At 63.6% G+C, this 26,152-nt stretch carries 25 protein-coding genes and 2 tRNA genes; 14 read left to right on the forward strand and 13 right to left on the reverse strand.

What is annotated here, in order from left to right; all coding sequences use genetic code 11:
- Nucleotides 1-1,650, reverse strand: coding sequence for an electron transfer flavoprotein-ubiquinone oxidoreductase (locus tag QU596_RS02665; RefSeq protein ID WP_308516947.1), 1,650 nt, complete (start codon nt 1,648-1,650; stop codon nt 1-3).
- A gap of 113 nt (nt 1,651-1,763) precedes the next feature.
- Between QU596_RS02665 and QU596_RS02670 the strand changes: the two genes are divergently transcribed.
- The 5 genes from QU596_RS02670 to QU596_RS02690 all read left to right on the forward strand — a co-directional run bounded on the left by QU596_RS02670 (nt 1,764) and on the right by QU596_RS02690 (nt 7,269).
- Entirely contained in the window at nt 1,764-2,465 is a 702-nt protein-coding gene (locus tag QU596_RS02670) for a uracil-DNA glycosylase family protein (protein ID WP_308516949.1), read from the forward strand.
- Nucleotides 2,462-4,321: a lytic transglycosylase domain-containing protein gene (locus QU596_RS02675; RefSeq protein ID WP_308516951.1), complete on the forward strand. Its 1,860-nt coding sequence runs from the start codon at nt 2,462-2,464 to the stop codon at nt 4,319-4,321. Before QU596_RS02670 ends, QU596_RS02675 begins: the two co-directional genes overlap by 4 nt.
- 97 nt (nt 4,322-4,418) lie before the next feature.
- Nucleotides 4,419-5,489, forward strand: coding sequence for a PA0069 family radical SAM protein (locus tag QU596_RS02680; RefSeq protein WP_308516954.1), 1,071 nt, complete (start codon nt 4,419-4,421; stop codon nt 5,487-5,489).
- Nucleotides 5,490-5,558: 69 nt separating this feature from the next.
- Nucleotides 5,559-6,962 carry a M28 family peptidase gene (locus QU596_RS02685; protein ID WP_308516956.1) on the forward strand — a complete coding sequence of 468 codons (1,404 nt, stop codon included), beginning with the start codon at nt 5,559-5,561 and terminating at the stop codon, nt 6,960-6,962.
- 25 nt (nt 6,963-6,987) lie between these two features.
- Complete coding sequence (locus QU596_RS02690; RefSeq protein ID WP_308516958.1) at nt 6,988-7,269, forward strand: hypothetical protein; 282 nt, start codon at nt 6,988-6,990, stop codon at nt 7,267-7,269.
- Between the two features lie 21 nt (nt 7,270-7,290).
- On the opposite strand, the gene QU596_RS02695 is transcribed toward QU596_RS02690, so the two are convergent.
- From QU596_RS02695 to QU596_RS02710, 4 genes are all read right to left on the reverse strand, one after another.
- Nucleotides 7,291-7,367 (reverse strand) — tRNA-Pro (locus tag QU596_RS02695).
- Between the two features lie 57 nt (nt 7,368-7,424).
- Nucleotides 7,425-7,499, reverse strand: a tRNA-Ile gene (locus tag QU596_RS02700).
- A 55-nt stretch (nt 7,500-7,554) separates the two neighbouring features.
- A complete protein-coding gene (locus QU596_RS02705; RefSeq protein ID WP_308516960.1) occupies nt 7,555-9,060 on the reverse strand; it encodes a histidine kinase dimerization/phospho-acceptor domain-containing protein in 1,506 nt (501 codons plus the stop codon).
- A gap of 161 nt (nt 9,061-9,221) precedes the next feature.
- The gene (locus QU596_RS02710; RefSeq protein ID WP_308516962.1) at nt 9,222-10,448 is read right to left on the reverse strand and encodes a tetratricopeptide repeat protein; all 1,227 of its coding nucleotides are present in this window, start codon (nt 10,446-10,448) and stop codon (nt 9,222-9,224) included.
- A 350-nt stretch (nt 10,449-10,798) separates the two neighbouring features.
- Here QU596_RS02710 and gyrA point away from each other — a divergent pair, with 350 nt between their 5' ends.
- The 3 genes from gyrA (at nt 10,799) to QU596_RS02725 (ending at nt 14,484) form a co-directional block, all read left to right on the forward strand.
- Nucleotides 10,799-13,504 carry a DNA gyrase subunit A gene (gene gyrA / locus QU596_RS02715; RefSeq protein ID WP_420030957.1) on the forward strand — a complete coding sequence of 902 codons (2,706 nt, stop codon included), beginning with the start codon at nt 10,799-10,801 and terminating at the stop codon, nt 13,502-13,504.
- Between the two features lie 95 nt (nt 13,505-13,599).
- Nucleotides 13,600-14,067, forward strand: a complete 468-nt coding sequence (locus QU596_RS02720; RefSeq protein WP_308516965.1) for a host attachment family protein — start codon at nt 13,600-13,602, stop codon at nt 14,065-14,067.
- A gap of 156 nt (nt 14,068-14,223) precedes the next feature.
- Nucleotides 14,224-14,484: a hypothetical protein gene (locus tag QU596_RS02725; protein ID WP_308516967.1), complete on the forward strand. Its 261-nt coding sequence runs from the start codon at nt 14,224-14,226 to the stop codon at nt 14,482-14,484.
- Here QU596_RS02725 and QU596_RS02730 read toward each other — a convergent pair.
- Nucleotides 14,481-14,912 (reverse strand): DUF488 domain-containing protein, encoded by a 432-nt coding sequence (locus QU596_RS02730; RefSeq protein ID WP_308516968.1) that lies wholly within the window; start codon nt 14,910-14,912, stop codon nt 14,481-14,483. The two genes, QU596_RS02725 and QU596_RS02730, sit on opposite strands and share 4 nt — an antisense overlap.
- A 41-nt stretch (nt 14,913-14,953) precedes the next feature.
- On the opposite strand from QU596_RS02730, the gene trmFO reads away from it, so the two are divergent.
- Both trmFO and QU596_RS02740 read left to right on the forward strand, forming a co-directional pair.
- The gene (gene trmFO, locus QU596_RS02735; protein ID WP_308516970.1) at nt 14,954-16,282 is read left to right on the forward strand and encodes a methylenetetrahydrofolate--tRNA-(uracil(54)-C(5))-methyltransferase (FADH(2)-oxidizing) TrmFO; all 1,329 of its coding nucleotides are present in this window, start codon (nt 14,954-14,956) and stop codon (nt 16,280-16,282) included.
- Nucleotides 16,283-16,352: 70 nt separating this feature from the next.
- A complete protein-coding gene (locus QU596_RS02740) occupies nt 16,353-18,299 on the forward strand; it encodes a serine hydrolase domain-containing protein (RefSeq protein ID WP_308516972.1) in 1,947 nt (648 codons plus the stop codon).
- Nucleotides 18,300-18,309: 10 nt separating this feature from the next.
- Here the strand turns inward: QU596_RS02740 and QU596_RS02745 are convergent, their stop codons facing one another.
- The 7 genes from QU596_RS02745 to eno all read right to left on the reverse strand — a co-directional run bounded on the left by QU596_RS02745 (nt 18,310) and on the right by eno (nt 24,370).
- Nucleotides 18,310-18,894 (reverse strand): hypothetical protein, encoded by a 585-nt coding sequence (locus QU596_RS02745; RefSeq protein ID WP_308516973.1) that lies wholly within the window; start codon nt 18,892-18,894, stop codon nt 18,310-18,312.
- Nucleotides 18,895-18,955: 61 nt separating this feature from the next.
- Nucleotides 18,956-19,432, reverse strand: coding sequence for an EF-hand domain-containing protein (locus QU596_RS02750; RefSeq protein ID WP_308516975.1), 477 nt, complete (start codon nt 19,430-19,432; stop codon nt 18,956-18,958).
- 73 nt (nt 19,433-19,505) lie between these two features.
- A complete protein-coding gene (locus QU596_RS02755; RefSeq protein ID WP_308516977.1) occupies nt 19,506-20,087 on the reverse strand; it encodes a hypothetical protein in 582 nt (193 codons plus the stop codon).
- 43 nt (nt 20,088-20,130) lie between these two features.
- A complete protein-coding gene (locus QU596_RS02760; protein ID WP_308516979.1) occupies nt 20,131-21,546 on the reverse strand; it encodes a pyruvate dehydrogenase complex E1 component subunit beta in 1,416 nt (471 codons plus the stop codon).
- On the reverse strand, nt 21,546-22,625 hold the full coding sequence (gene pdhA, locus QU596_RS02765; protein WP_420030935.1) for a pyruvate dehydrogenase (acetyl-transferring) E1 component subunit alpha: 1,080 nt from the start codon (nt 22,623-22,625) through the stop codon (nt 21,546-21,548). Before pdhA ends, QU596_RS02760 begins: the two co-directional genes overlap by 1 nt.
- 59 nt (nt 22,626-22,684) lie before the next feature.
- Entirely contained in the window at nt 22,685-22,996 is a 312-nt protein-coding gene (locus QU596_RS02770) for an FtsB family cell division protein (RefSeq protein WP_308516980.1), read from the reverse strand.
- Between the two features lie 84 nt (nt 22,997-23,080).
- On the reverse strand, nt 23,081-24,370 hold the full coding sequence (eno, locus tag QU596_RS02775) for a phosphopyruvate hydratase (RefSeq protein ID WP_308516982.1): 1,290 nt from the start codon (nt 24,368-24,370) through the stop codon (nt 23,081-23,083).
- Nucleotides 24,371-24,512: 142 nt separating this feature from the next.
- On the opposite strand from eno, the gene QU596_RS02780 reads away from it, so the two are divergent.
- The 4 genes from QU596_RS02780 to QU596_RS02795 are packed head-to-tail and all read left to right on the forward strand — an operon-like array spanning nt 24,513 to nt 26,138.
- Nucleotides 24,513-25,043 (forward strand): hypothetical protein, encoded by a 531-nt coding sequence (locus QU596_RS02780; RefSeq protein ID WP_308516984.1) that lies wholly within the window; start codon nt 24,513-24,515, stop codon nt 25,041-25,043.
- Between the two features lie 8 nt (nt 25,044-25,051).
- Nucleotides 25,052-25,396, forward strand: coding sequence for a phage holin family protein (locus QU596_RS02785; protein ID WP_308516986.1), 345 nt, complete (start codon nt 25,052-25,054; stop codon nt 25,394-25,396).
- Nucleotides 25,393-25,734, forward strand: coding sequence for a DUF3618 domain-containing protein (locus tag QU596_RS02790; protein WP_308516988.1), 342 nt, complete (start codon nt 25,393-25,395; stop codon nt 25,732-25,734). Before QU596_RS02785 ends, QU596_RS02790 begins: the two co-directional genes overlap by 4 nt.
- Nucleotides 25,734-26,138: a hypothetical protein gene (locus QU596_RS02795; RefSeq protein WP_308516989.1), complete on the forward strand. Its 405-nt coding sequence runs from the start codon at nt 25,734-25,736 to the stop codon at nt 26,136-26,138. The genes QU596_RS02790 and QU596_RS02795 overlap by 1 nt, the downstream gene beginning before the upstream one ends.
- The last annotated feature ends 14 nt before the right edge of the window (nt 26,139-26,152 follow it).

Genomic DNA, 26,152 nt, shown 5'->3' on the forward strand with positions numbered 1-26,152 from the left:
TTACATGTTCGGGTAATTGGGGCCTCCGCCACCTTCGGGAGTGACCCAATTGATGTTCTGGGTCGGGTCCTTGATGTCGCAGGTCTTGCAGTGGACGCAGTTCTGCGCGTTGATCTGCAGTCTCGGCTCACCGGTTTCGGCTCCCACGAATTCATAGACGCCTGCCGGGCAATAACGCTGCTCCGGGCCGTCGTAGACCGGCAGGTTGATGGCCGTCGGTATGTCCGCGTCCTTGAGCGTCAGATGAACCGGCTGATCTTCCTCATGATTAGTGTTCGAGATGAACACCGACGACAGCCGGTCGAACGTCAGCACTCCGTCCGGCTTCGGATAGACGATCGGCGCCGAGGCATCCTTGCGCCTCAGCCGGGTATGGTCTGGCTTGTGCTTCAGGGTCCACGGCACGCCGATCTTCAGGGCGTTCAACCAGAGGTCGAGACCTGCGTAGAGCGTGCCCGCAACCCCCCCCCAGTGCGCTACGGCCGGCTGCGCATTCCGCACGCCGTACAACTCCTGCGACACCCAGCTTTTGTGCAGCGCGGGCGGATAGTCCTCCAGCATGTCGCTGGCGCGGCCGGCCTGGATCGCCCGAAACGCGGATTCCGCGGCGATCATGGCCGACTTCATCGCCGTATGCGTGCCCTTGATCCGCGGGACGTTTACGAAGCCCGCCGCGCAACCGATCAGCGCGCCACCGGCAAAGACGAGCTTCGGGATGGCCTGATAACCGCCTTCGTTGATGGCTCGCGCGCCGTACGACACGCGGCGTCCGCCCTCGATCTCGGCCCGGATTGCCCGGTGCGTTTTCCACCGCTGCATCTCTTCGAATGGCGACAAGTGCGGGTTGGCGTAATCGAGCGCCACGACGAAGCCCAGCGCGACCTGGTTATTCTCCTGGTGGTAAAGAAAACCGCCGCCCCATGCGTCGTCGAGCGGCCAGCCTTGCGTGTGGATCACTCGCCCTGGCTTATGCTTCTCGGCAGGAATTTCCCACAATTCCTTGATTCCAAGACCATAAACCTGAGGGCCGCTTTCCTCGCGGAGGTTGAAGAGTTCGGTCAGACGTTTGGTCAAATGTCCCCGCGCACCTTCCGCCATGAAGGTGTACTTGGCGTGGAGCTCCATGCCGGGCTGATAGTCGGGACGGTGGCTGCCATCGCGGGCGATGCCCACATCGCCGGTCGCCACGCCCTTCACGGATCCGTCGTCATTGTAGAGAATCTCGGCCGCCGGAAAGCCCGGAAAGATCTCGACACCCAGTTCCTCCGCCTGGCTCGCCAGCCAGCGGCACAGATTGCCCAGGCTCAAGGTGTAGGTGCCGTGATTTCGCATGAACGGCGGCATCAGCATTTCGGGAAGGCCGAACTTGCCCTTCTTGGTGAGTATCCAGTGATGGTTTTCGGTGACCGGCACGGTCAGCGGCGATCCCTTTTCCTTCCAGTCCGGGATCAGCTCATTCAGCGCCTTCGGATCGACCACGGCGCCTGACAGGATGTGCGCGCCGATTTCGCTGCCTTTCTCGAGGATGCAAACGCTGGTCTCGCTCCCGGCTGCCTGCGCCAGCTGCTTCAGCCGGATGGCGGCGGCCAGCCCTGCTGGCCCTGCACCCACGATGACCACGTCATACGCCATGGATTCGCGTTCGCTCATCCGTTCCCCTTCATCCTGCCGCGCAACTCACACATTTCGACTCTTATCCACTGCCCATTCCTTGACCATGGCGTCAATGCCGGAGAGGGTGCGAGCGTGGGGAGGATGATGGGGTGATCGGCGAAGCCGAAGCACGCAGCGCATTGGGCTGGTGGCTCCAGGCAGGCGTCGATGTCGTCGTCCAGGAAGAGCCGCGCAATTGGCTACTGCCGCCGCAACCGCGCAAGCCGGCCTCACCGAGCGAGCCCCTTCCCGAAGCGAATGTCGCGCCGCCATCGCACGAAACGCTGGCAGCCCTGCAGGATTGGCTTGCCAGTTCGACGAAACTCCCGCTCGCTTCGGCGACCGCCCGGCGCATCATGCCGCATGGTCCCGAAAACGCCGAGATCATGCTGCTGACCGAGGCACCGACGCTAGAAGACTTTGCATCCGGACAGCCGATCGGCGGAGATTCTTGGGAACTCGCAAAGCGTATGCTGGCGGCGATCAAGATTGCGCCAGAGCAGGCGTACAGCGCCTCCCTTTCCTGCTTCAATGCGCCTGGCGCGCGGATGACCCCCGCGCAGCGTGAAGAATGCGCCGAAATTGCGCGGCAACACATCCAGCTCGCGAAGCCGTCCCGCCTTCTACTGTTCGGGGACGGACCATCCCAGGCATTGCTCGGCAAGCCGCTCGCCCAGGCCCGCGGCCATGTCTACAAGGTCGAAGGCGTCCGTACGGTCGCTACCTTCCATCCGCGCCATTTGATTAATCAACCCTCAAACAAGTCCTTGGCATGGAAGGACTTGTTGCTGCTCATGGAGAATGAGTCTTGAAGTCGGGTCTGCTTGCTTTGGGCACCTTGATCTGGGCTGTGCCGGGCTTTGCCCAAACAACGGATCCGCTGGCACCGCTGCCGACCACGCCTGCTCCCGCGACGCCGAGCCCTTCGGCACCTCCGGCACCAAAGGTCGCGTGGCCGACCTATGAAACGGTGGTTCCGGTACTCGGCCCAACGACGAGTGGTCAGAAGCCTGCCGTTCTCTCGGCACCACCCGCGATCCTTGCTCCGGCGGTTCCGGCTGCGAGCGTCGTTGTGCCAAAGGATTGGCGCGGCGTGTTCGATGCGATCGACGCCGGCAATTGGGCGTCGGCGCAAGCAGGCATTGCCACCCTCCCGCGCAATATTCTCACACCCGTCGCAAAGGCTGAACTATACACCGCAAAGGGTTCGCCGGTCGTCGATCTGGGGTCTCTACAGGCTCTCCTCGCCGAAGCACCCGAGCTGCCGCAGGCAACGCAGCTGGCAGCGATGACTCTTCGCCGCGGCGCCTTGGCCGCGCCGCCCGTCGTCACGCCAAAACAAACGTTCAACCTTGGCTCCGCGCCCGTCCGCTACAAAGCCAAGCCGGTGACGGGCGAGCCCTATGCCGACCAGCTGCGCACTGCGCTCGACCCGCTGATCAAGACCAACGACGCGGCGGGCGCAGAAGCGCAGTTGCTGACCTACGCCCCCTTCCTGTCGGTCGAGGCTCGCGCTGAAGCAGGCCAGCGCGTCGCCTTTGCCTACTACGTTAACGGGCTCGATCTTGACGCGAGACGGGTTGCCGACACGTGGCGCCAGGGCTCGACTGGGGAATGGGCCAGCCAGGCGGCGTGGATTTCCGCGCTCGCATCTTGGCGTCTTAATGACTTCAACGCCGCATCCGCCACCTTTCAGCAGGTTGCAGCGCTCGCCCCTCAACGCGAGCTGAAGGCAGCCGGCTTTTACTGGGCGTCCCGTGCAGAACAGGCCGCTGGCCGGCCGCGCACGGTCGAAGGCCTGCTGCGATCCGCTGCGAATACGGCCGAGGCAAGCGAAAGCTTCTATGGCCTGCTCGCGCGCGAAACGCTTGGCCTGTCGACGCGGCTCGTCGACGATCCATTCGTGGGCAATGATCCCCCGATCGACAATCTGCCCAACGTGCAGCGCGCAGTCGAGCTCGCCCGCATCGGCGAGCCAGCGCTTGCCGAGGAGCTTTTGCGCCATCAGGCCAAGCTCGGCCTCAACTCCGAACATCACGCGCTTATCCAGCTCGCCAAGCGGCTCGATCTTCCCGCGGCGCAGCTTTGGCTCGCGAACAATGGGCAATGGGGAGCTCGCTCCGACTCCACCGATCGCTATCCGAACCCCAAATGGCGGCCGATGAACGGCTGGCGCGTCGATCCGGCGCTGGCCTTTGGCCATATCGTCCAGGAATCCTCGTTCCGCCGCACCGCCGTCAGCGGTGCCGGGGCGGTCGGCCTGATGCAAGTGCTTCCGATCACTGCCCAGCAGATGGCGACCAGCCGCGGCGTCCCTTACTCGCGTGCCACGCTGACCGACCCGCAGTACAATCTCGAATTCGGGCAGAGCTTCATTGAGACCATGCGCGGATCCAGCGCGACTGCTGGCCAGCTCCCGCGGATCATCGCGTCCTACAACGCCGGCCCCCTCCCCGTCGCTCGTTGGGCGAATATCAACGACAAGGGTGATCCGCTGCTGTGGATCGAAAGCATCCCCTATTGGGAAACGCGCTACTACGTCCCCGCGGTGCTGCGGAACATGTGGGTTTATCAGGGCCTCAACAATGAGCAGACGACAACGCTGAAAGCGATGGCGCAGCATCGCTGGCCGAGCTTCCCGACGAGCATGACGTCACTCAATCACTAGGATCGTTTCGTGCTCTAACCGCGCTCACCCTTAATCGCAGGGCGGTGGCGGCGGCGTTGTTCTTGTTCTGTTCTGATGGACAGCGTAGGCTAGGTCAATGCCTGTCGAGTCGAACAGCGGTCGCGGCGCGACCCGCAACGCCACCCCTACGCGCTTCAATCTCAAGGAGCGCGTGGCCGAGGGCGAATGGCTCGATCAAGTCGAGGCACTCGACGGCGTGCCGAAGCGCCGCACCACCGTGACGATCGAGCATCCCCGTTCGATCCTGACCCGCAACAGCTCGCCGGACATCGGCTTCGACCGCTCGGTGAACGCCTACCGTGGTTGCGAGCATGGCTGCATCTATTGCTTCGCGCGGCCTACCCACGCCTATCACGACCTGTCGCCCGGCGTGGATTTCGAGTCCCGGCTGTTCGTGAAACCCAATGCCGCGCAATTGCTCCACGCCGCGCTATCGCGCCCGGGCTACGAGTGCCGCTCGCTGGCGATGGGCACCAACACCGATCCCTATCAACCTATCGAGGAGCGCTGGCGAATAACGCGGTCGCTGATCGAGCTGCTGCTTGAGACTCGCCACCCGTTTACGATCACTACCAAGTCGGACCGCGTGCTGCGCGACCTCGATCTCCTCAAGCAGGCCGCGGATCTCCGGATCGCATCTGTCGCCATTTCGGTGACGTCACTCGACCCGAAGACCGCCCGCACGCTCGAGCCCCGCGCACCCCAGCCCCGCAAGCGCCTCGCCGCGGTGAAGGCACTGAATGACGCCGGCGTCCCCTGCTATGTCGCCATCGCTCCCGTCGTGCCGCAGATCACGGATCACGAGCTAGAGCACATCGTCGAAGCTGCGGTCGAGGCCGGAGCGCCCGGCGGTTTCTATCTTCCCGTGCGTCTCCCGCACGAAGTCGCCCCACTATTCCGCTCCTGGCTCGATGAGTATTATCCCGACCGCGCGTCCAAGGTGATGGCGACGATCAACTCGCTACGTGGTGGCCGGGACAACGACCCGGGTTTCTTCAGCCGCATGCGTGGTCAGGGGCCTTGGGCCGACCTCCTTCGCACCCGCTTCGAAATCGCCTGCAAGAAATATGGCCTCCAGCAGGCCAAGTTCAGCCTTCGAACCGATCTGTTCCAGCCTCCCGAAGGCGCGCAAATGCGGCTGATCTGATCGACCAACTGCCAAATTTAATCGATTGGTGCGGGTGACTCAGCGGACCGCGCTGCTTAGCGTTCGGTTATGATCAAAGCCGCCCTCGCCGCCACTTTGCTGGCCACCGCCGCCCCGTCATTCGCCCAGCAGCCACCTGCCCCAAGCAAGCCGATCCTCACCGAGCCCTGGGTAGCCGCGCTGCGCGATAACGCGCTCGATAATGACCAATACGCCTGGGACATCGCCGAGGGTCTCACCACTGAAGTGGGCCAGCGCCTCGCGGCCACGGAGGCTGAAGCCCGCGCCCGTGACTGGGCGGTCAAGCGCTTGAAGGCCATGGGTTTCGCTAACGTCCGCATCGAGCCCTTCACCATGCCAGTGTGGACTCGCGGCGCGGAAGGCGCGGAGATTCTCGCGCCCTTTCCACAGAAGCTGACCATCGCGGCGCTGGGCTACAGCGGATCGACCGGCCCCGCCGGCGTCACCGGACAGATCGTCTATTTCGACAGCGTCGACGCTCTCAGGGCAGCGCCCGATGACGCCGTTCGCGGCAAGATTGTTTTCATCGATCACAACATGATGCCGGCCCAGGACGGCTCCGGCTATGGGCAGTTCGGCGCTCCGCGGCGGCAGGGCCCGACGATTGCGTCCAAAAAGGGCGCGCTGGCAATCGTCATCCGCTCGATCGGCACCGACCATCACCGCAATCCGCACACCGGCGTGCAATATTTCACCGACGGCGCGACGCCGATCCCTGCCGGTGCTCTCAGCGTGCCCGATTCCGAACAGCTTCGCCGAATTCTCAAGCGCGGTCAGCCGGTGACCATGCACCTGACCCTCGTCAGTCAGAAGAATGAGGGCGCGCCTTCCGGAAACGTCATCGCCGAGGTTCCGGGCCGTGATCCTCGCGCGCCGATCTTGCTCGTCGGCGGCCACCTCGACAGCTGGGATCTCGGGACCGGCGCGATTGATGACGCTTCTGGTGTCGCCATCGTCACCGCCGCCGCCAAGCATATTATGGACGCCGGACGCCCGCTCCGAACGATCCGGATCGTCTGGTTCGGGGCGGAAGAGCCCGGCGGGTTCGGCGGCGAAGCATATGCAAAGGCCCACGGCACCGAACGTTACGCCATCGCGGGCGAAAGCGATTTCGGCGCCGACCGCGTCTGGCGTTTCAGCTCTCAGTACCAGAAGACCGACCCGGTGCTCCACGCGCAACTCACCGCTGCGCTCGCGCCGCTGGGGATCACAAAAAACGACAAAGGCGACGCGGACGGAACCGATGTGGAACCGACGATCAAGCTCGGCGCACCCTGGATCTCGCTCAATCAGGACGGCACGCGGTATTTCGACTATCACCACACACCGGACGACACGCTCGACAAGATCGATCCGGCCCAACTGCGGCAGAACGTTGCGGCGTGGACCACAGCGCTCGCGATCCTCTCAGGCGGTATCGAACCGGGAGCGAAACAGCCGCGGCGGCGTTGAGCGGTCCAAATAAACGGAGGAAACCATGCGCATTGCACTCGCCGCCATCCCATTGCTTGTCCTCGGCGCCTGTCAGGTCAGCAAGGACGAAGGCAACGGCACGACCAGCGTCACCTACAATAGCGACGTGGCCGAAAATGCCGCGGCGGACATCGGCAACACCGCGAAAAGCATCGCCGGCGACATTGGCAACAATGTGAAGGAAGAAAGCGGCAAGCTGCAGAACAAGATCGATAACAAGGACGTGAAGGTAAACGTCAACGCCGATGTGAACACGACCGATACGTCGGAGAATAAAGCGAAGTAATCGCCGCCGCAGGTTCGATGATGGTCGGGGAGACAGGATTCGAACCTGCGACCCTCTGCTCCCAAAGCAGATGCGCTACCAGGCTGCGCCACTCCCCGACATCGTGCCGCTAGCGCGGATTGCCGTCGCCGCCAACCTCGATTGTGCGGCGATGTTGGTGGGCCCGGCAGGATTCGAACCTACAACCAAGCCGTTATGAGCGGCCAGCTCTACCGTTGAGCTACAGGCCCTCCCCGGTCCGCGCCAGATAGACGGCGCGATTGCTTGCGCCAAGATGTCGCACTGTCATGCGGTCGGAAAAACAAGCGCATAGGCATTGGGTGTCGCGATCAGGTCGCCGCCTGCCAGGCGAGCCAGCCCGCGCAACAATCGAAGCGGGAAAATCTCGTCAACCCGCTTCGCAGGCAAATCGGCCAGGCTGGGCGCCTCGCGCAATCGATCAGGGCGGCTGATTGTCAGCGTTCCCTCGCTTGCATTGACGACTAGGCGCTCCCCCGGCGCAGAGTGCGCGATCAACAGGTCAAAAAGCCGAAGAAGGAGTCGCTGGGCCATTTCGGGTCGCACCAGCGCCTCAATCCGCGGCCCTCCTCCAACGAACGCGACCTGTGCATCGCGAAGAGCAGCGCGGCTTCTTAATTCCGACTCTTCCGTTGCAAGCATTGCAGCAAGAAGCGTGGCGGGCCGTTGCTGACCGGAAGCCGCATGCAGCTTGGCCGCAAAATCGAGATCCTCGATGGCGGTCAGAAGAAGCCGCGCCTGGTAGACGATTTCGGAGGCGCGCTCCCGGTAGCCGCGATCCGCCGGTCCAAGATATTGCCCCTCGATGATTTCCGCGAAGCCAATGATTGCATTGAGCGGTGTCCTGATTTCATGGACGAGTTCTCGCAACGCGGCAGGGTCTGCCAATACTTCAGGCAACGGCGCAACTTCGCGTCCTGTCGGGCGAGGTTCCTCGCGTCGGGCAATGCCACGATACCCCTCAAACCTTCCGTGGGCGTGATCAAAGGCCGGTAGCGCGCTCAATTTCCAGTTGCCCGACACGGCACCGGCGCCACTTAGTTTCACGGCCGCTTCGCGGAAGGGCGCCTTGATTGCAAAGGCTTTTACCAGCTCCTGGTCAATGACGTCGCTTTCCGCCCCGCTCACGCGCGCGATTGAGCGCCCGATCAATGCTCCCCTCGGCGCACCGTCCACCCAGGTAATTTCACCCGCGGGATCACATTCCCAGCGGAATACTGACGGCGCCTCAGGTGCTGCCTCGGGAGATTCAACGGCGGCCATTTCTTCGGCGCGCAATTGCCGTCTTTGCTCGATGCGTTCGACGATATCCGTCAGTGCCGGCGGTGAATAGGGCGTCATCCGCACTGCCGTCTCTGACGGTGAACGTTCGGTCTGCAACGGGCCGGCGACCTGTGGATGCATGCCGGCGATAAACGCGCGCGTTTGCTCATCCGCATGGTCGTAGAGCTGCGACCATTCATCCGGCTCTAATTGCGCCGCGGTGAGCACTGACGCCGAGACGACGGGTGGTTCTGACGCGAAATATCGCAGCAATCCGAACGGTAGTGGCCACGCGGCGACTGATCGCGCGGCTGCGGCGCGGAGCGACTGTTCAACCAAGGCGGCGTCGGCGCGGATCACGGCCAGCGCTTGCTCGACAACTGGACTGTGCTGACCCGCCCCCCCCGCTCGCGCAACGAGGTCAACCAGCTGCCGCCATCGAACCGCAACGTCATGACGGTCGTCGGCCGGCTGGTTGAGTACGGTTAGCAGTCGGTCGTCATATCGCACGTGTTATTGGCCTCGAGCGCACCCTTCGGTTGCTCTACGAGGCCGTTTACAAATTGCTAACCGCGAAGGCGCCAGCGGCCCGTATCGGGACAACGGTTTCCTGATGAGGCCAGACAGAAGAGAGCCGACGAAGCATCTCTCTTCTGCCCGGTTTCAATGACTTAGACGGCAGTGCTCAGATAAAGCTGCCAAAACTTCGCAAGGTCAGCGTATGTGCCGGTAACGGCGTCCAACGCAGTTTTGGCACCCGCCTTGTCGCCGGCCCGCGCAAGAGCCATGCCAATGTGCAGATTGGCGACGGAAGTATCGACACCCGGCTTGCCCATTGCCTTGCGGTACAGTTCGACCGCCTTAGAATAGTCGCCCATCGCGTAGTACCGATCGCCGATACGAAGGAGCGCCATCCCGCTCTGTGCGGTCTTGGTGGCTTCGGCCAAATCTGCGGCGGTAGCCTTCTGCTTGGCTTTCAACCCCGAGCTCAGGTCGGAATAGTCCGCGGCAGTCGGGTTGATCTTGTTGGCCTTGACGCCAGCATCATATGCGAGCTGCGCCTCGTTAAAGTTGTTCACTTCGGCCGCGGCCCGAGCATAACGCGCATATTGATCGCCGCGCTGCATGGCGTTGGTAGCCAACAGCAAGCGGGACATATCGATCACGCCTTCGACGTCAGGCTGACGTACGTTATTGTAAATGGCGAGTGCGTCGCTCCAGCTCGCGGGGCTCGGATAGGCCGCGACCCACTGGCGCGCCACCTCGACCGCATTGGGTGCTTTTGTGTCGTACGCAATTGCTACAGCCCGCTTTAGGAGGGATTCATCTGGCTTCTGTCCCGCGGCGGTGCGTGCCTGGATGACGCGCTGCAGAGCGGCTCCAGCCTCCGCCTTCTGACCGGCCGAGAGATAAGCCTCGATCAGCATTGACTGTGCATCGGCGTTGTTCGGATTGAGTGAAAGAGCCTTCTGATAAGCCGTTACCGAGCGGGGGAAATCCTTCGCGTTGAAGAATGTGCCGCCCAGGCTCTGATACAGCGACGAAGATTCGGCAGCGCCAAGTTGACCTGACGAAGCCATGGCCTCGATGGCGGTTGCAGCGGCGTTGTTGTCGTTCTGCGCAACTGCCGCTTCGAGCTGAAACTTCCCGATCAGGTAGCGGTCTTCCTTGGTGCTGGCGACGGCCTGCGCCGCTGCGATCTTGGCGGGAACGCTAGCCCAATCCTTCTTCTGCACCGCTGTTTGCAGTTCGATCAGTGCCGGCGTGGCCTTCTTGGACGGCGTGACCTTGGCCGGCGCGGTAGCCGCTGCCTGGGCGGCGGGCGCCTTGTTCTGGGCCGCGGCGGGTGCCGCGCTAACGAAAGCAAGAGCAAGGGCGGTGGTGGAAAACAGCTTCATCGACGGGCAACTCCTGGTGCGGATGGCGCAGGGCCGAATACGGGCCGCGCCTTAGACCTTGAACGGTTGAACTCCAAGCGGCTTGGCGATGGCGCCATGAATGGGTTTTGAACCCGCGATTTCGGTGGATAAAGCGCCGTTTCCCTCGCGCGCGCGAGCGCGCGGGCTGGCGCGCGAGGTGTCGAAGGCCTAAATAAGACGTGGGGGAGGCACGCGGCGACGCGCCGCCTTTCCACGCATCTTAATCACAGCAGGACCTACTCTTGGCCACTCTGCCTCCGATCGACGACACCCCGACCACTCCTCCGTCCGGCGACGGCGACATCGCGCCGATCTCCATCGTCGAGGAGATGAAGACCAGCTACCTCGACTATGCGATGAGCGTCATCGTCAGCCGCGCGCTGCCGGACGTCCGCGACGGCCTGAAGCCGGTGCACCGGCGCATCCTCTTTTCGGCCAATGAGAACGGGTTCCACTACAACCGGCCGTACCGCAAATCGGCGCGCATCGTCGGTGACGTCATCGGTAAATATCACCCGCACGGCGACACCGCGATCTACGACGCGCTCGCGCGGATGACGCAGGACTGGTCGATGCGCCTCCCGCTCATCGATGGCCAGGGCAACTTCGGCTCGATGGACCCCGATCCGCCGGCCGCCATGCGATACACCGAAGCTCGCCTCGCCAAGGCGTCGGCCTTCCTCCTCGGCGACCTCGACAAGGACACCGTCAACTTCCAGCCGAACTATGACGCCAGCGAGAGCGAGCCGCAGGTCCTGCCCGCGCGCTTCCCCAACCTGCTGGTCAACGGCGCCGGCGGCATCGCGGTCGGCATGGCGACCAACATCCCGCCGCACAACCTCGGCGAAGTCCTCGCCGCCTGCCGCGCCTACATCGACGATCCGGCGATCAGTTCCGAAGGGCTGATGGAGCATGTGAAGGGTCCGGACTTCCCGACCGGCGGCCTGATCCTCGGCCAGTCGGGCATCCGCAGCGCCTACACCACCGGCCGCGGCTCGATCATGCTGCGCTCGCGCTACGTGATCGAGGAAGGTCGCGGCGACCGCCGTTCGATCATCCTTACTGAAATCCCATTCCAGGTCGGCAAGAACGGCCTGGTCGAGAAGATCGCGGAAGCCGCCAAGGACAAGCGCATCGAGGGCGTCTCCGACATCCGCGACGAATCGAATCGCGACGGCGTCCGCATCGTCATCGACCTCAAGCGCGACGCCACGCCCGACGTCGTGCTCAACCAGTTGTGGCGTCACACCCCGGCGCAATCGTCCTTCCCGGCAAACATGCTCGCGATCCGCGGCGGCCGTCCGGAAACGCTGGCGCTGCGCGACATTATCGAAAGCTTCGTGCGCTTCCGCGAGGAGGTGATCACCCGCCGCTCGAAGTTCGAGCTGCTCAAGGCCCGCGAACGCGCCCACCTGTTGCTCGGCCTGGTCGTCGCCGTCACCAATCTCGACGAGGTGGTAAAGCTGATCCGCGGCTCCGCCAGCCCCGCCGTCGCTCGCGAAAAGCTGCTCGAGCGCGACTGGCCGATGGACGAGATCCGGTCCTACATTGCGCTGGTCGAGGCGGTCGAACCGCAGTCGGCGCAGAGCACTTACCGCCTCAGCGAAGCACAGGTGCGGGCGATTCTCGAGCTTCGCCTCCACCGCCTCACGGCGCTCGGCCGCGACGAAATCGGCAACGAACTCGAAGGCCTCGCCAAGAACATCGGCGAACTGCTTGAAATCCTTGCGAATCGCGTGCGTCTCTACGAAGTGATGCGCGAGGAGTTCGAGGAAGTCGAAGCCGAATTCGCGACCCCGCGCCGCTCCGAGCTGGCCGCCGCCGCCGATGGCATCGAGGACGAAGACCTGATCGAGCGCGAGGAGATGGTCGTGACCGTCACCCTCGGCGGCTACATCAAGCGCTCGCCGCTCTCCGTCTTCCGCGAGCAGAAGCGCGGCGGCAAGGGCCGTTCGGGCATGGCGACCAAGGAAGAGGACATCGTCACCGAGCTGTTCGTCACCTCGACCCACAATCCGGTGCTATTCTTCACCAACATCGGCCGCGTCTATCGCATGAAGGTCTGGCGCCTCCCCGAAGGCGGCCCGAACACCAAGGGGCGGCCGATGGTGAACATCCTCCCACTGGCCCCTGGCGAAACCGTCACTACTGTCCTCCCGCTGCCGCAGGACGAGGCCGAATGGGCCAACCTCCACATCATGTTCGCCACTGCGCGCGGAACGGTCCGCCGCAACTCGATGGATGCGTTCACCAACATCCCGTCGAACGGCAAGATCGCGATGAAGTTCGGCGCCGCCGACGATGGCGACGAGGAAGAGGACACGCTGGATCGCCTGATCGGCGTCCGCCTGCTGACCGAGGAAGACGACGTCCTGCTGGCCACTCGCAACGGCAAGGCGATCCGCTTCGAATCCACCGCCGTTCGCGAATTCCAGAGCCGCGCCTCGATGGGCGTCCGCGGCATCCGCCTGCAGGAAGACGACGAAGTCATTTCCATGTCGGTACTCCGACGCGCTGGAACGACCGCCGAGGAGCGCGAAGCCTATCTCAAGTGTCCGCGCTGGCGCGACCATGATTGCGCTGACGGCCTTTCCGAGGAACGCTACGCGGAGATCGCCGACAAGGAGCAATTCCTGCTGACCGTCACCGAGAACGGCTACGGAAAGCGCTCGTCGACCTATGAATACCGCCGCACAAACCGCGGCGGTCAGGGCATCATCAACATCGTGACGTCGGAGCGGAACGGCGGGGTCGTCGCGAGCTTCCCAGTCCAGCCTGGCCAGTCGCTGATGCTCGTCACCGACCAGGGCAAGATGATCCGGACCACCGTTGGCGACATCCGTATCGCCGGGCGCAATACGCTCGGCGTCACCATCTTCCGCGTTGCCCAGAACGAGCGGGTCGTCAGCGTCGCCCGCATCGAGGAAAGCGACGAAGAAGAGCTGGAAGTGACATCCGACGAGGTTGCGCCCGACACCGGCGCGATCGTCGAAACCAGCGAGCTTGAGAAACCCGCCGATCCGGCGCAGGATTAAACTCGCCTGAGGCGGCTTGCGGCTGCGACGAACGGCCGCAACCGCCTCGGGCGGGTTCGCGTTTCCCTAGCACTCGAAGTTAGGAGAAATCGTTCATGCCGCTTCCCCACAACGCGCTCGTCCTGGTCGCCGATGGCCGGAAAGTCCTGTTCTTCCGCAATCACGGCGACGAAAACCAGATCGATTTACGGACGGAGGCGCACGATGAGCGGGAAGACCGGAAGGATTCCGATATCAAGACCGACGGGCCCGGCACTTCGAAGCAGAGCGCCGGTTATGGTCGCTCGACCTATGAGGAAACCGACTTCCACCAGCAGGAGGAAGATCGCTGGATCAAGGACGCCGCCGACGAATTGAAAGCGCGGGTGCTTCGCAACGATTTCGACGCCTTGGCGATCGTCGCGCCGCCCAAGGCGCTGGGTGTGTTGAAGAAGTGTCTCCACAAGGAGGTGGAGCGCCGCATCGTCTGCACCGTCAACAAGGAAATGAGCGGCCGGCCGATCCCCGAGATCGAAGCCATGCTCGACAGCGAAACCGCGCCGCAGGAACTGCCGACCGTCTAAGATTGGCGTGTATTACGAACATATAGCACCCGATCGGGTGCGAATGATGCCACCGGGAGACCGCAAGCTTTTGAAACTATGCGGTTTCCCGGTTTGGCACGCTTCTTGAAAAGAAACTCCCCGGCAGCGTGACCGCTGCAAAAAAGGGAGATTTTCATGTTCATGACCACCGTCGTTGCTATCGCGCTCGGCCTCGCACCGATCAAGGAAGATGGCTCGGTAGAGAGCTCACGCGACAATTACGCCGCCGCCGTCGGCAACTTTACGCAGATCGTTGATCGCCAAGGCACGACGCATCTCCGGGGCTTCAATCGCTTCACCGGCGCGCCTTACGACCTTAAGTTTAGGTCAAACGGCAAGGTGGAAGGCGACGTCGGCGACTTCTATGTGACGTTCAACGTCAAGGAAGTCGCTTAAGCGTAGAGGTGAACTACCTCCGCCTGCTCGGCCACCGCGTCGAGCAGCAGCGTACGATGGCAGTGTTGGGGCTCGCGCTCGTAGCAAAGGAGTGCGCTCGGTTTCTCGCGTGCGAGCTCCACCATCTGCTCCGCCTGCACCATCGCTTCCGGGAGTTCCAACTGACCCGCATAGATCCGCGCCATGTCATCGTGGCGCCTCGCACGCGCTGCTGCACGGCCGTCCGCAGGCGTACCAAGTGCCTTCAAGTGGACGTAGTCGAGACCGGACTCATTGAGCGCCGCGCCGAGCGCCGTTTTCGAGAAGCCCGGACGCCGGGACAGAGGTAGCGCACGAACGTCTATCACGCGCTCGACGCCCGCGGCCTTCAGCGTGTCGATGAACTCGCTGACGGTGGTCGCTTCATAGCCGATGGTGAAGATGCGCATTGGAGCTGGATAGCGTCGTCAACGGCGACTAACAGCCCCCCATGAGCTTCGACCTTCACATCGTCGGCGGCGGGTTGGCCGGCAGCGAGGCCGCCTGGCAGCTGGCGGAAGCCGGGTTGCGAGTGCGCCTGTCGGAAATGCGCGGTGGCGGTGACACCACCCCGGCGCATGAAAGCGACCGGCTAGCCGAGATGGTCTGCTCGAACAGCTTTCGCTCCGACGATGCGGAGCACAATGCGGTAGGCCTCCTACACCAGGAGATGCGCGACCTCGGCTCGCTGATCATGCGCGCCGCGGACAAGCACCGGGTGCCCGCCGGCTCGGCCCTCGCTGTCGATCGTGAGGCGTTTGCCAGCGAAGTGACATCTGCCGTGTCAGGCCATCCCAACATCAATGTCGTGCGCGAGCGGATAGACTCTCTCCCCGACCATCCGACGATCATCGCTACCGGCCCGCTAACTGGATCGGTCCTCGCCGAAGCCATCGCCGCCGAGACGGGCGAAGGCGCCCTCGCCTTCTTCGACGCCATCGCGCCGATCATCCATCGCGACAGCATCGACATGGACGTCGCCTGGATGGCCGCCCGCTGGGACAAGGGCGGCAAGGATTACATCAATTGCCCGCTCGACAAGGAGCAGTATCAGGCCTTCGTCGCCGCGCTGGTCGACGGCGAGAAAATGCCGTTCAAGGACTGGGAAAAGGACACGCCCTATTTCGAGGGCTGCATGCCGATCGAGGTGATGGCCGAACGCGGCCCGGAAACTTTGCGCTTCGGCCCGATGAAGCCGACCGGCCTCGACAATCCCCGCACCGGCCGCTGGCCCTATGCCGTCGTCCAGCTGCGGCAGGACAATGCGCTCGGCACGCTGTGGAACATGGTTGGCTTCCAGACCAAGCTGAAGCACGGCGAGCAGGTACGCATCTTCCGCACCATCCGCGGTCTCGAGAACGCCGAGTTCGCGCGGCTTGGCGGCATCCACCGCAACAGCTTCATCAACTCCCCGCGCCTGCTCGATCGCGAGCTACGACTGAAGTCGAAGCCGAACATCCGCTTCGCCGGCCAGATCACCGGTTGCGAAGGCTATGTCGAAAGCGCCGCAGTCGGCATCATGGCTGCGCGCTTCGCCGCCGCCGAGACGCGCGGCGAAACCCTGGCGACACCGCCCGTCGAAACGGCGCTCGGCGCACTGCTCGGCCACATCACCGGCGGCGCCGACGCGACGACCTTCCAGCCCATGAACGTCAACTTCGGCCTGATGCCGCCGCCGGGCCGCGCGAGGAAAGCGGACCGGAAAAAGGCCTACACCGATCGCGCGCGCACCGCCTTCTCGACTTGGCTCACCCAAGCTCCAACGCTCCAGGACGGCTGACCGCCAGCAGGCGCTTGACAGGCTAACCCCCTCACCTTCTGATGATCTTCACATCAGTTGGGGGCAAATGATGCGATATTTTCCAGGTCTCGCCGCACTCCTTTTCTCGGCCGCAACACCGCAAGCTCTGTCGGCGGCACCGCTCAAGATCGGTCCCGCTGAAGCCACGGTTCCTGCCGGGTGGGAGGTCACGCATCTCGGCCCGGTGATCCGCGTCCAACCGCCCGGCGAGGACCTGCGCGTTTATCTCTCGTCGCCTGCATCCGGCGCCGCGCCCCGTGCGGTCATCGCCTCCTTGGTCAAGCTCGATTCCACCTGCAATTTCCCAATCGAGACGACGGACCAGATTCCCGTGCAGCGTGGGTTCGATACATCCACCACATTCGGCTTCCGTGTTCCACCAACCGCCCACCGGCTGGTCTATGCGAATATCCTCAGCATCGGTAGCAAGCGCGTCGCCACCTTCCTCTGCGCTGACTTCGGCGCGTACGATCGCTTGTCCGCCGCGACCAATGGCTTCGGCAATTCGATCCAGCTGGCCGGTTGGAAGCCGGAGGACTTCAGCCGCACCAAGCCGCGCGGTTGGACGGCCGCCAACACCGCCGCCATCCGGCAATATCTCACGAACGGGATGCGCTCGCTCAACGTCCCCGGCGCGGCTTTCGCACTCATCCAGAACGGCCGCATCGTCCATGAAGAGGGTCTCGGTGTCCGAACGCTCGGCTCGAAACTGCCGGTCGACGCGCACACCCGCTTCCTGATCGCCTCGAACAGCAAGGGCATGGCGACCCTCCTGCTCGCCAAGATGGTCGGCGAAGGCAAGCTGCGTTGGGATCAACCGGTTTCGCAGCTGATGCCGGCCATCCGCCTCGCCGATCCAGAAGCCAGTCGAAAGCTGCAGGTCCGCCATCTCATCTGCGCGTGCACGGGCCTGCCGCGCGCCGATCTCGAAAGCTATTTCGTCGATCCTGCGGCCGACAGCCGTCTGGCGCTCAGTCAGTTGGCAATGCTCAAGCCCACGTCCGCGTTCGGCGAGCAATATCAGTACAGCAATACCCTGGCAGGAGTGGCCGGGATCCTCGCCGGCCATGTCGCCGATCCCAAGGCCGAACCCCTCGCAGCATTCAGTCGCGCGATGCATGACGAAATCTGGGCGCCGCTCGGGATGAACGACACCGACTTCGGCGATCCGCGTACCCAATCCGGCAATTTCGCGACCGGTTATCTGCAAGATGTGGATGGCCGCCTCGTCCCCGTCGAGCAGGGATTGAACGCGACCATCTTGCCCTACCGGGCAACCGGTTCGGGAATTTCATCGGCACACGACGTCGCTTTGTATGTTGCCAACGAACTGAATGAGGGACGCCTCGCGGACGGAAGGCAACTGGTCGATCGCACCGCACTGCTTGCGCGGAGGCAGCATGGCGTCTCGACCGGGCGCGACAGTTGGTACGGCATGGGCCTGATGCAAAGGCGCGTGGGCGGTGTCGAGTATCTCTACCACGGCGGCTACATGAGCGGATATCATTCGCAATGGATCGCCCTCCCCGGCACGGGGCTCGGCGCGGTCCTGTTGACGAGTAGCGACAACGCCTTCCCGCTCGTTGCAAATTTCCCGCGCCGCGTCCTCGAGCTGATCTATTCGGCCCAACCCATCGCGGTCGCGCGGCTCACCGCGGATGCCGGTGCTCAGCGGAAGTCGATTGCGGCGAGCGTTCGGCAGCTCAGCCCGGCGCGGGGGCCGGCGGCAGCCCTGGCCTCCGCTTATGCCGAACCCCTACTCGGAACCGTCGATGTCCAACGCACGCCAAAGGGTGTCCGCTTCGATTTCGGTCCGTGGGGCTCGAAGATGATGGCCAAGGCCGACCCCGGCGCAGTCGGCGGATACGACTTTGTCGCGATCGCCGACGGCTACAATCAGCCGGCAACGTTCGTCCCGGGGCGCGAGGCCGACGGCACCCGAACGCTGATCCTGTCCGACGCCCAGCACCGCTACGTCTATCGCGAGCGCCGCTGACAGCTCCGCCTCAGGTCGAGCCGGTCAGGCTTAGATACGGGTAATATATAATCAGGTAGGCGAACTGCTCGACCAGCAGGATGGCCGGGCAGACCAGCTGTACGATGCGGTTGCGCGAGAGCAGCGGCACCACCGCTAGGGGAATCATCGCGAACACGATCGCGTTTTGCCGGGCCCAGTCACCGATGCCGTTATGGCCTGCCTGCAGATTGGACAAGAAACTGACCACGTCGAGCGCGAGGATCGCGCCGATATAGGCCCGCGATTGTCGCTCGTGGAAAAGGTTCATGTCATAGCCGTGGTCCGCATCGAAATCGGGCGTGACCAGCGCGCAGGTAAAGTAGAGCGTCGTGACGAATCCGAACAACGTCAGGATCGTTCCGAGGTACATCACCTGCATCGAACGGAAATCGTAGATGGCGATCCAATTGCCGAAGAGGAGCATCAGCGCGTTCGCCATCCACAGCGCGTGTGGCCAGGAGAAGATCAGCACACGCCGGTGCCGGATCATCTCCGCCGCCGCCAGCAGCACGTGCGAAATCGCCAGCGCGTAGGCGAACGAGAAGAAGACGGTTAGAAATTCGAACGGTGTCATGACGGCGCCCCCGGCCAGGACTCAGCCTAACCGGGACTAGCCTTCGTGCAAGCTTCGGACCTTAGTCGTCGTTGGATGCGAGGTTCGCCGGCGTCGAGCAGCTGCACAGCTTGCGCTTAGGCGGCGGGGGCGCGGTAGTCGCATATTCAGCCGGAGTCAGAAAACCGTTGCGGTCCTTGTCGGCGCCTTGGAACTTGCCGATCGTCTTGGTCGCCCATTCCTCGAACGAAAGCGCGCCGTTGCCATTAACGTCCAGCTTGGCGAATGCCTTGCGCCGCGCAGCAAAGATTTCCTCGGCCTCGATCTTGCCATCCTTGTTCTTGTCCGCGCGGCTGAAGCGGCGCTCCTCGCGGCTCTTGGGGCTCGCTTCGGGCGCGCGCATTGCCTGCGCCTTCCCGGCAAAGGGAAGCGCACTCGCCAGGCGTGGAGCCGGCGCGTCTGGCAAGCTCGGAGCTTCGGCGGCACGCGACTGCCATATCAGGAACGCCCCGGACATGAGGAGGAAGCAGGCGGCGGCGCCTGCAAGAAAACGCAGCATTGGAATCTCCTGCAAGGAGGAGATTCGGCACCGCATTTATCTCCGTAACGAACCGGGTTCTGTCAACTCTCGCTTAAACGCGCCCCGTGAGACGATGGCGAAGCAAGGCCCAGGCGCGGCCCGGTGTACCTTCGGGTTCGAACCCATGGTCCTTGAAGCGAAGCAAATCCCGAGACGCTAATGCGGTCAGGGCGGTAAGTGGTCTAACTCTCTTCGCGAAACGACGCCGACTCTGCCACTCGTCTGCAGCACTGAGCCAACCGTGATCACGCGTTCTTCGCGCGAGATCGACGGTCGCGAATAAAGACCCCGCTATGTCCAGATGATGATCGCTTACGCTGAGCAGCGTGGCCCCGATTGCAAACAATCTTGCGCCCTTGGCACCTACTCGTTCTGCGTCAGGCCATTGATCGAGCAGTGTTGCCCAGCCGCCTTCCAACCCGGCTAACATCACACCAGTTATTCCCCTCGTTAAGAGGTCGGATGCTGCCGCTTGCAATCGTGGCTCGGCCGGCACCTTGCCCTCATCGAGTTCCTCAAGCCGTTCGCGCCACCACGCCAGCTTGATCGCGCCCAGCGCCGGCTGCGTCGATTCCGCGACGACGTCTCCCATCGCATCGTCGATCGCGAAGAGCGCGTCGAACGCGGGCCGCAATTCCGCCGGCCAGTAAAGCCGGACGAGATCGCGATCCTTCAGCTCAGCGATAGGTGACGGCCTTCACCGCCTCGACCACCTGGCTCGCCTTGATCAGCGCCATTTTCTCCAGGTTCGCGGCATAGGGCAGCGGCACGTCGACGTCGGTCACGCGAAGCACCGGCGCATCGAGATCGTCGAAGCCATCGGTCATCGCGATGGCGATGATCTCCGAGCTGATCGAGCAGGTCGGCCAGCCTTCTTCAACCACGACCATGCGGTTCGTGCGCTTGAGGCTCTCGAGCACCGTCGCCTTGTCGAGCGGACGTAGCGTGCGAAGGTCGATGACCTCGGCATTGATGCCCTGCGCCATCAGCTCCTGCGCTGCTTCGAGCGCGACGCCAACGCCGATCGAATAGCTGACGATGGTCACGTCTTTGCCCGGGCGGACGATCCGCGCCTTACCGATCGGCAGCACATAATCGTCCAGCTGCGGCACATCGAAATGCTGGCCGTAGAGTAGCTCGTTCTCGAGGAAGACGACCGGATCTTCGCTCCGGATCGCGGCCTTGAGCAGACCCTTGGCGTCCGCCGCGCTGTACGGCGCAATCACCACCAGGCCCGGCACGCTGGCGTACCACGGCCCGTAATTCTGGCTGTGCTGCGCGGCGACGCGCGCGGCGGCGCCATTGGGACCGCGGAACACGATCGGACAACGCATCTGGCCGCCCGACATGTAATTCGTCTTCGCGGCCGAATTGATGATGTGGTCGATCGCCTGCATCGCGAAGTTGAAGGTCATGAACTCGACGATCGGGCGGAGTCCGCCCATCGCCGCGCCCGCACCGATCCCGGCGAAGCCATATTCGGTGATCGGCGTGTCGATCACGCGCTTCGGCCCGAACTCCTGCAGCAGATTCTGCGTGACCTTGTAGGCGCCCTGATATTCGGCGACTTCCTCGCCCATCACGAACACGCGCTCGTCGGTGCGCATTTCTTCCGCCATCGCGTCGCGCAGCGCATCGCGAACGGTCGTGCTAACGAGCGGTGTGCCATCGGGCACTTCCGGCTCATCCTTCGTGGCCGCCACGTCCGCGACCAAGTCGCGCGCGGCGGTCTCGAACTTGTGCGGCGTCGGCGTCGCCTCGGGCTGCTGCGACGCAGGTTCCTCGACGGCTGCTTCGGCCTTTGGCGCCTCGGCAGGCGCCGCCCCTGAAGCTGAGGTTTCCACGGCTTCCCCGTCGCCGGCCATCAGCGCGATGGGTTGACCGACCTTCACGCCGTCCGTGCCTTCGGGCACCAGAATCTTGGCGATCTTGCCCTCGTCGACGGCCTCGAATTCCATCGTCGCCTTGTCGGTTTCGATCTCGGCCAGGATGTCCCCGGATTTGACGTCATCGCCTTCCTTGACCAGCCACTTGGCCAGCGTGCCCTCTTCCATGGTGGGAGACAGAGCAGGCATCTTCAGTTCGAGCGCCATCAGTAGCTCTCCACCAGGACGTCGGTGTACAATTCGCTCGCGTCAGGTTCGGGAGCTTCTTCGGCAAATTTCGCAGCTTCGACCACGATATCCTTGATTTCCTTGTCGATCGCCTTGAGCTCTTCTTCCTTGACGCCGAGCTTCGCCAGCTCCTGCTCGGCGTGCATGATCGGATCGCGGTGCTCGCGATAATCCTGCACTTCCTCGCGCGTCCGATATTTCGCTGGGTCGGACATCGAGTGGCCGCGATAGCGATAGGTCATGAACTCGATCAGGATCGGCCCCTTGCCGCCGCGCGTCCATTCCAGCGCAACTTCGGCCGCGCCACGAACAGCGAGAACGTCCATGCCGTCAACCTGCAGGCCCGGGATACGGTGCGCCTGGCCGCGGCGGAACAGCTCGGGCTCGGCCGACGACCGCTTGATCGACGTGCCCATGGCGTACTGATTATTTTCGACCACGTAGATGACCGGCAGGTCCCACAGTTTGGCCATGTTAAAGGCCTCGTAGACCTGACCCTGGTTCACCGCGCCGTCGCCCATGTAGGCGAGGCAGACGCCGCCATCTTCCGAATATTTGTGCTTGAGCGCGAGGCCGGTCCCGAGCGGGATCTGCGCGCCGACGATGCCGTGCCCGCCGTAGAAACCATGATCGACGCTGAACATGTGCATCGACCCGCCCTTGCCCTTGGAAATGCCCGCAGCGCGGCCGGTCAGCTCGGCCATGATCACCTTGGGGTCGATGCCATAGGCCAGCATGTGACCGTGGTCGCGATAACCGGTGATGACGCTGTCCTTGCCGACGGTCATCGCCGACTGCAGCCCGACGCCGACCGCTTCCTGGCCGATGTAGAGGTGACAGAAGCCGCCAATCAGCCCCAACCCGTAGAGCTGTCCCGCTCGCTCTTCGAAGCGGCGGATGAGCAGCATCTCGCGATAGAATTTAAGCAACTCGTCCTTGGTCGCCTTGTACCGTTGCGGCTGCGGCGGAAGCTCCATGTTGCGGTCGCGCGGAGCAGCAGGAACATTGGCTGTGCTGGGGGCAGGCTTGGCGCTTTTCGCCACGGCAATCTCTCTCATCTCTGACGCGCGCCAGCCTATAGGCAGCGGTTTGGCAGGCGGCAACCGCGCCTGACGCCTCAGTCGAGCGGGATGATTACCTCATCCGGCCGGACCAGCCCCAGGTCCTTGCGCACCAGCTCATCCGCCATGTCCGGATCAGCCTTGCGCGGATCCAACAGCTGCGAGCGATGACGGAGCTGCGCCCGCTCCTGCTCGAGGCCAGCGAGTTCAGCCTGCCGCTGCTGCAGCGCGCGATGATAGCTGCCCCAAGCGAGGACCCCGTTGGCACCCGCAATGGCATGGCCGGCGAAGGTCCCGACGATGATCACGGCCAGCGCCGGCATTGCGGCCCTGCGGATCAGCGCGAAGATACGGTTCGGTCCCCCCATGACGTCATCAGAAGAATCACGATGGGGTCGGACTTGCAAGTAAAAAGAATGATTTGGTGGACGAACCGGGGATAAATTTGTGGATCAGGCGGCCTTATAGGCCTTGAGGGCTGCGCGACCCCCATAACGAGCAGTGTCGCCGAGCTCTTCCTCGATCCGCAGTAGCTGATTGTACTTAGCGGTCCGATCCGACCGCGCCAAACTGCCGGTCTTGATCTGCCCGCAAGCCAGCGCGACCGCAAGATCCGCGATTGTCGAATCTTCGGTCTCGCCCGAGCGGTGCGACATGACTGCGGTGTAGCCATTGGTCTGCGCCATCCGCACCGCGTTGATTGTCTCGGTCAGCGAGCCGATCTGGTTGACCTTGACCAGGATCGAATTGGCGATGCCGTCAACGATACCCTGCTCGAGCCGCTTGACGTTGGTCACGAACAGATCGTCGCCGACCAGCTGCACGCGCGACCCCAGCTTCTCGGTCAGCGCCCGCCACCCGTCCCAATCATCCTCGGCCATGCCGTCTTCGATCGAGGCGATGGGATAATTGGCGGCAAGATCGGCCAGGAAGTCCGCATTCTCGGCCGACGACAGGGTCTTGCCCTCGCCCGTCATGCGATAGGCGCCGTCCTTATGATATTCGCTGGCTGCGCAATCGAGCGCCAGAAGCACATCGTCGCCGAGCTTGTACCCCGCCGCGCTGACCGCCTTCTCGATATAATCCAGTCCTTCGCGAGCGGAGCTGACAGCCGGCGCGAACCCGCCTTCGTCCCCAACCGCCGTCGACAATCCCGCCTGGTGCAGCCCGCTCTTCAGCGCGTGGAAAATCTCCGCACCGCAACGCAGCGCCTCGGCGAAGTCCGGCGCCCCGACCGGCATCACCATGAATTCCTGGAAGTCGATCCCGTTGTCGGCGTGCGCGCCGCCATTGAGGATGTTCATCATGGGCGTCGGGAGCAGGTTCGTGTCGACGCCGCCGACGTACCGATAAAGCGGCAGCCCGAGCGTGTCCGCGGCCGCCTTGGCCGTGGCCAGGCTAACGCCCAGGATCGCGTTGGCGCCAAGCCGTCCCTTGTTGTCGCTGCCGTCCAGTTCGATCATCGCGCGATCGACGCCGATCTGATCCTCGGCATCCATTCCGACGATCGCATCGGCGATCTCGCTGTTGACCGCCTCGACCGCCTTCGAGACGCCCTTCCCGCCCCAACGGCTCTTGTCGCCGTCGCGCAGCTCTACGGCCTCATGCGCGCCGGTAGATGCGCCGGACGGAACCGCGGCCCGGCCCATGCTGCCGTCTTCCAGCGTGACGTCCACTTCGACGGTCGGATTTCCCCGGCTGTCCAGGATCTGGCGAGCGTGCACGTCGACGATGGCGGTCATGGCTTTCCTTCTTGCGGAGGCGTAACAATATAGGCTGGTGCCACCGCCTATAAGCGGCACGCCGGAGCGTGCAACTTTCGCTGCGGCGCATGGGAACGAAGGCAAGCGGGTCAGGGTTGAGTCGGCGAAGGAGAATCAAATCATGATCGACGACGAAACCGATACCCTGCCCGATGGCACGGACACGGTGATCGCCGGTGCGTCGAAGGTCGACGACGGCGCCACCCTCGAAACGGAGGATACGGGCGTGAGCACGGAACTTGAAACCACCGACACGACCTCGTCGCGCAGCGGCGGCCTGAGTGAGCGCATCCGGTCAGGCCGTGATCAGCTGAGCGGCCAGGCTGGCGAAAAGGCTCGCGGCCTTGTCACGCAGGGCCTGGAACGTACCGCCGAAGCGCTGGCCAATGTCTCGCGCATGGTCGGCGATACCGCGCCGGGCATCGAGGAGCGGCTCGGCGCCGAATATGGTGATTACGCCCGCCGCGCCGCGGGCGCCATCGAAAGCGCGGCGAACAGCATCGCCGACAAGGATCCGGACGAGCTTATCGACGATACGCGGAATTTCGTCCGCAATAGCCCGGGCGTTGCCCTTGCCGGTGCGGCGGTCGTCGGGTTCGTCGTTGCGCGTCTGTTCAAGACCGGCCTTGCCCGCAACGAAGACGAGGCCTGACGTCAGTCGTGCTCAAGCCGGCAGACCCCGGACCGTTGCCGCCTGAGCGCCCCATCGGCGAGCTCGTCCATGAGCTCATCGAACAGGGCAAGGATTACGCACGGGCCGAGGTCGGGCTGCTGAAGGCGATTACGACGGCCAAGGGCAAGGCGCTGATCTTGCCCGCAGCCCTTTTCGGCATCGCCTTCATCTGCTCGCTGGCGGCAATCACTGCGCTGGCCATTGGCGTTGTGATCGCGCTTGCGAAGTTCATCGGGCCGCTCGCTGCCGGATTTGTCGGGATGCTCATCTTCACGGCGATTGCCGGTCTCCTGGGCTGGTCCGCCGTTCAGAAGCTGCGGCGCGACTTATGACCGATACGCCCGAAGTCGCCGCCGCCCGGATCGCCGTCGAACGCAGCCGCGCTCGCGTCATGGCCACCGCGCAGGAGCTTCAAGATCGGCTCAGCCCGAAGACGCTCGCGCGTTCAACCTGGCAAGGCGCCAAGGAAAAAGGCGCCGATCTGGCGGAGGACGCGGTCGATGCCGTCCGCGCGCGACCCGTTGCCGCAACCGGCGTCGTTGCCGCACTCGCCATGTTCCTCGCCCGCGAGCCGCTAATGGATCTCGCCGGCAAGGTGGCCGGCAGCGTTGGCGACAAGCGCAAGACCCGCAAAACCACCAAGACGAAAGTTCAAACGGAGAAGAAGTAATGATCGACCAGGACAACAGCCGCACCGCCGACGAAGACGGCAGCTCGGCCCGCCAGCGGGCGATCGAGGCGTATGACAATGCGCGCGAGCGCGCGAGCGACACCCTTGGCGAAGCTCCGCTCATCGCCCTCGCCGGTGGCCTGGCCGCGGGCGCGCTCATCGCGGCCCTCCTTCCCCGCACGCAAACCGAGGCTCGCCTGGTGGGGCCGACTGCCCGTCGAGTTAAAGACAGCGCGCGCAATGCCCTCAACGCCGCCCGTGAAACTGGCACCCAACGCCTTGATGAACTCGGCATCAGCCGTGAGAAGGGTGAAGAGACTATCCGCAATCTGCTCGGTAGCATCACCGACGCGGCGAAGGCTTCCGCGACCGCAGCCGCCGATTCTGTCCGCAACAAGGGCTGACGCCGAGCGGCGGA

It is taken from the genome of Sphingomonas flavescens, assembly GCF_030866745.1.
In the GTDB taxonomy this organism is placed as follows: Bacteria; Pseudomonadota; Alphaproteobacteria; order Sphingomonadales; family Sphingomonadaceae; genus Sphingomicrobium; species Sphingomicrobium flavescens.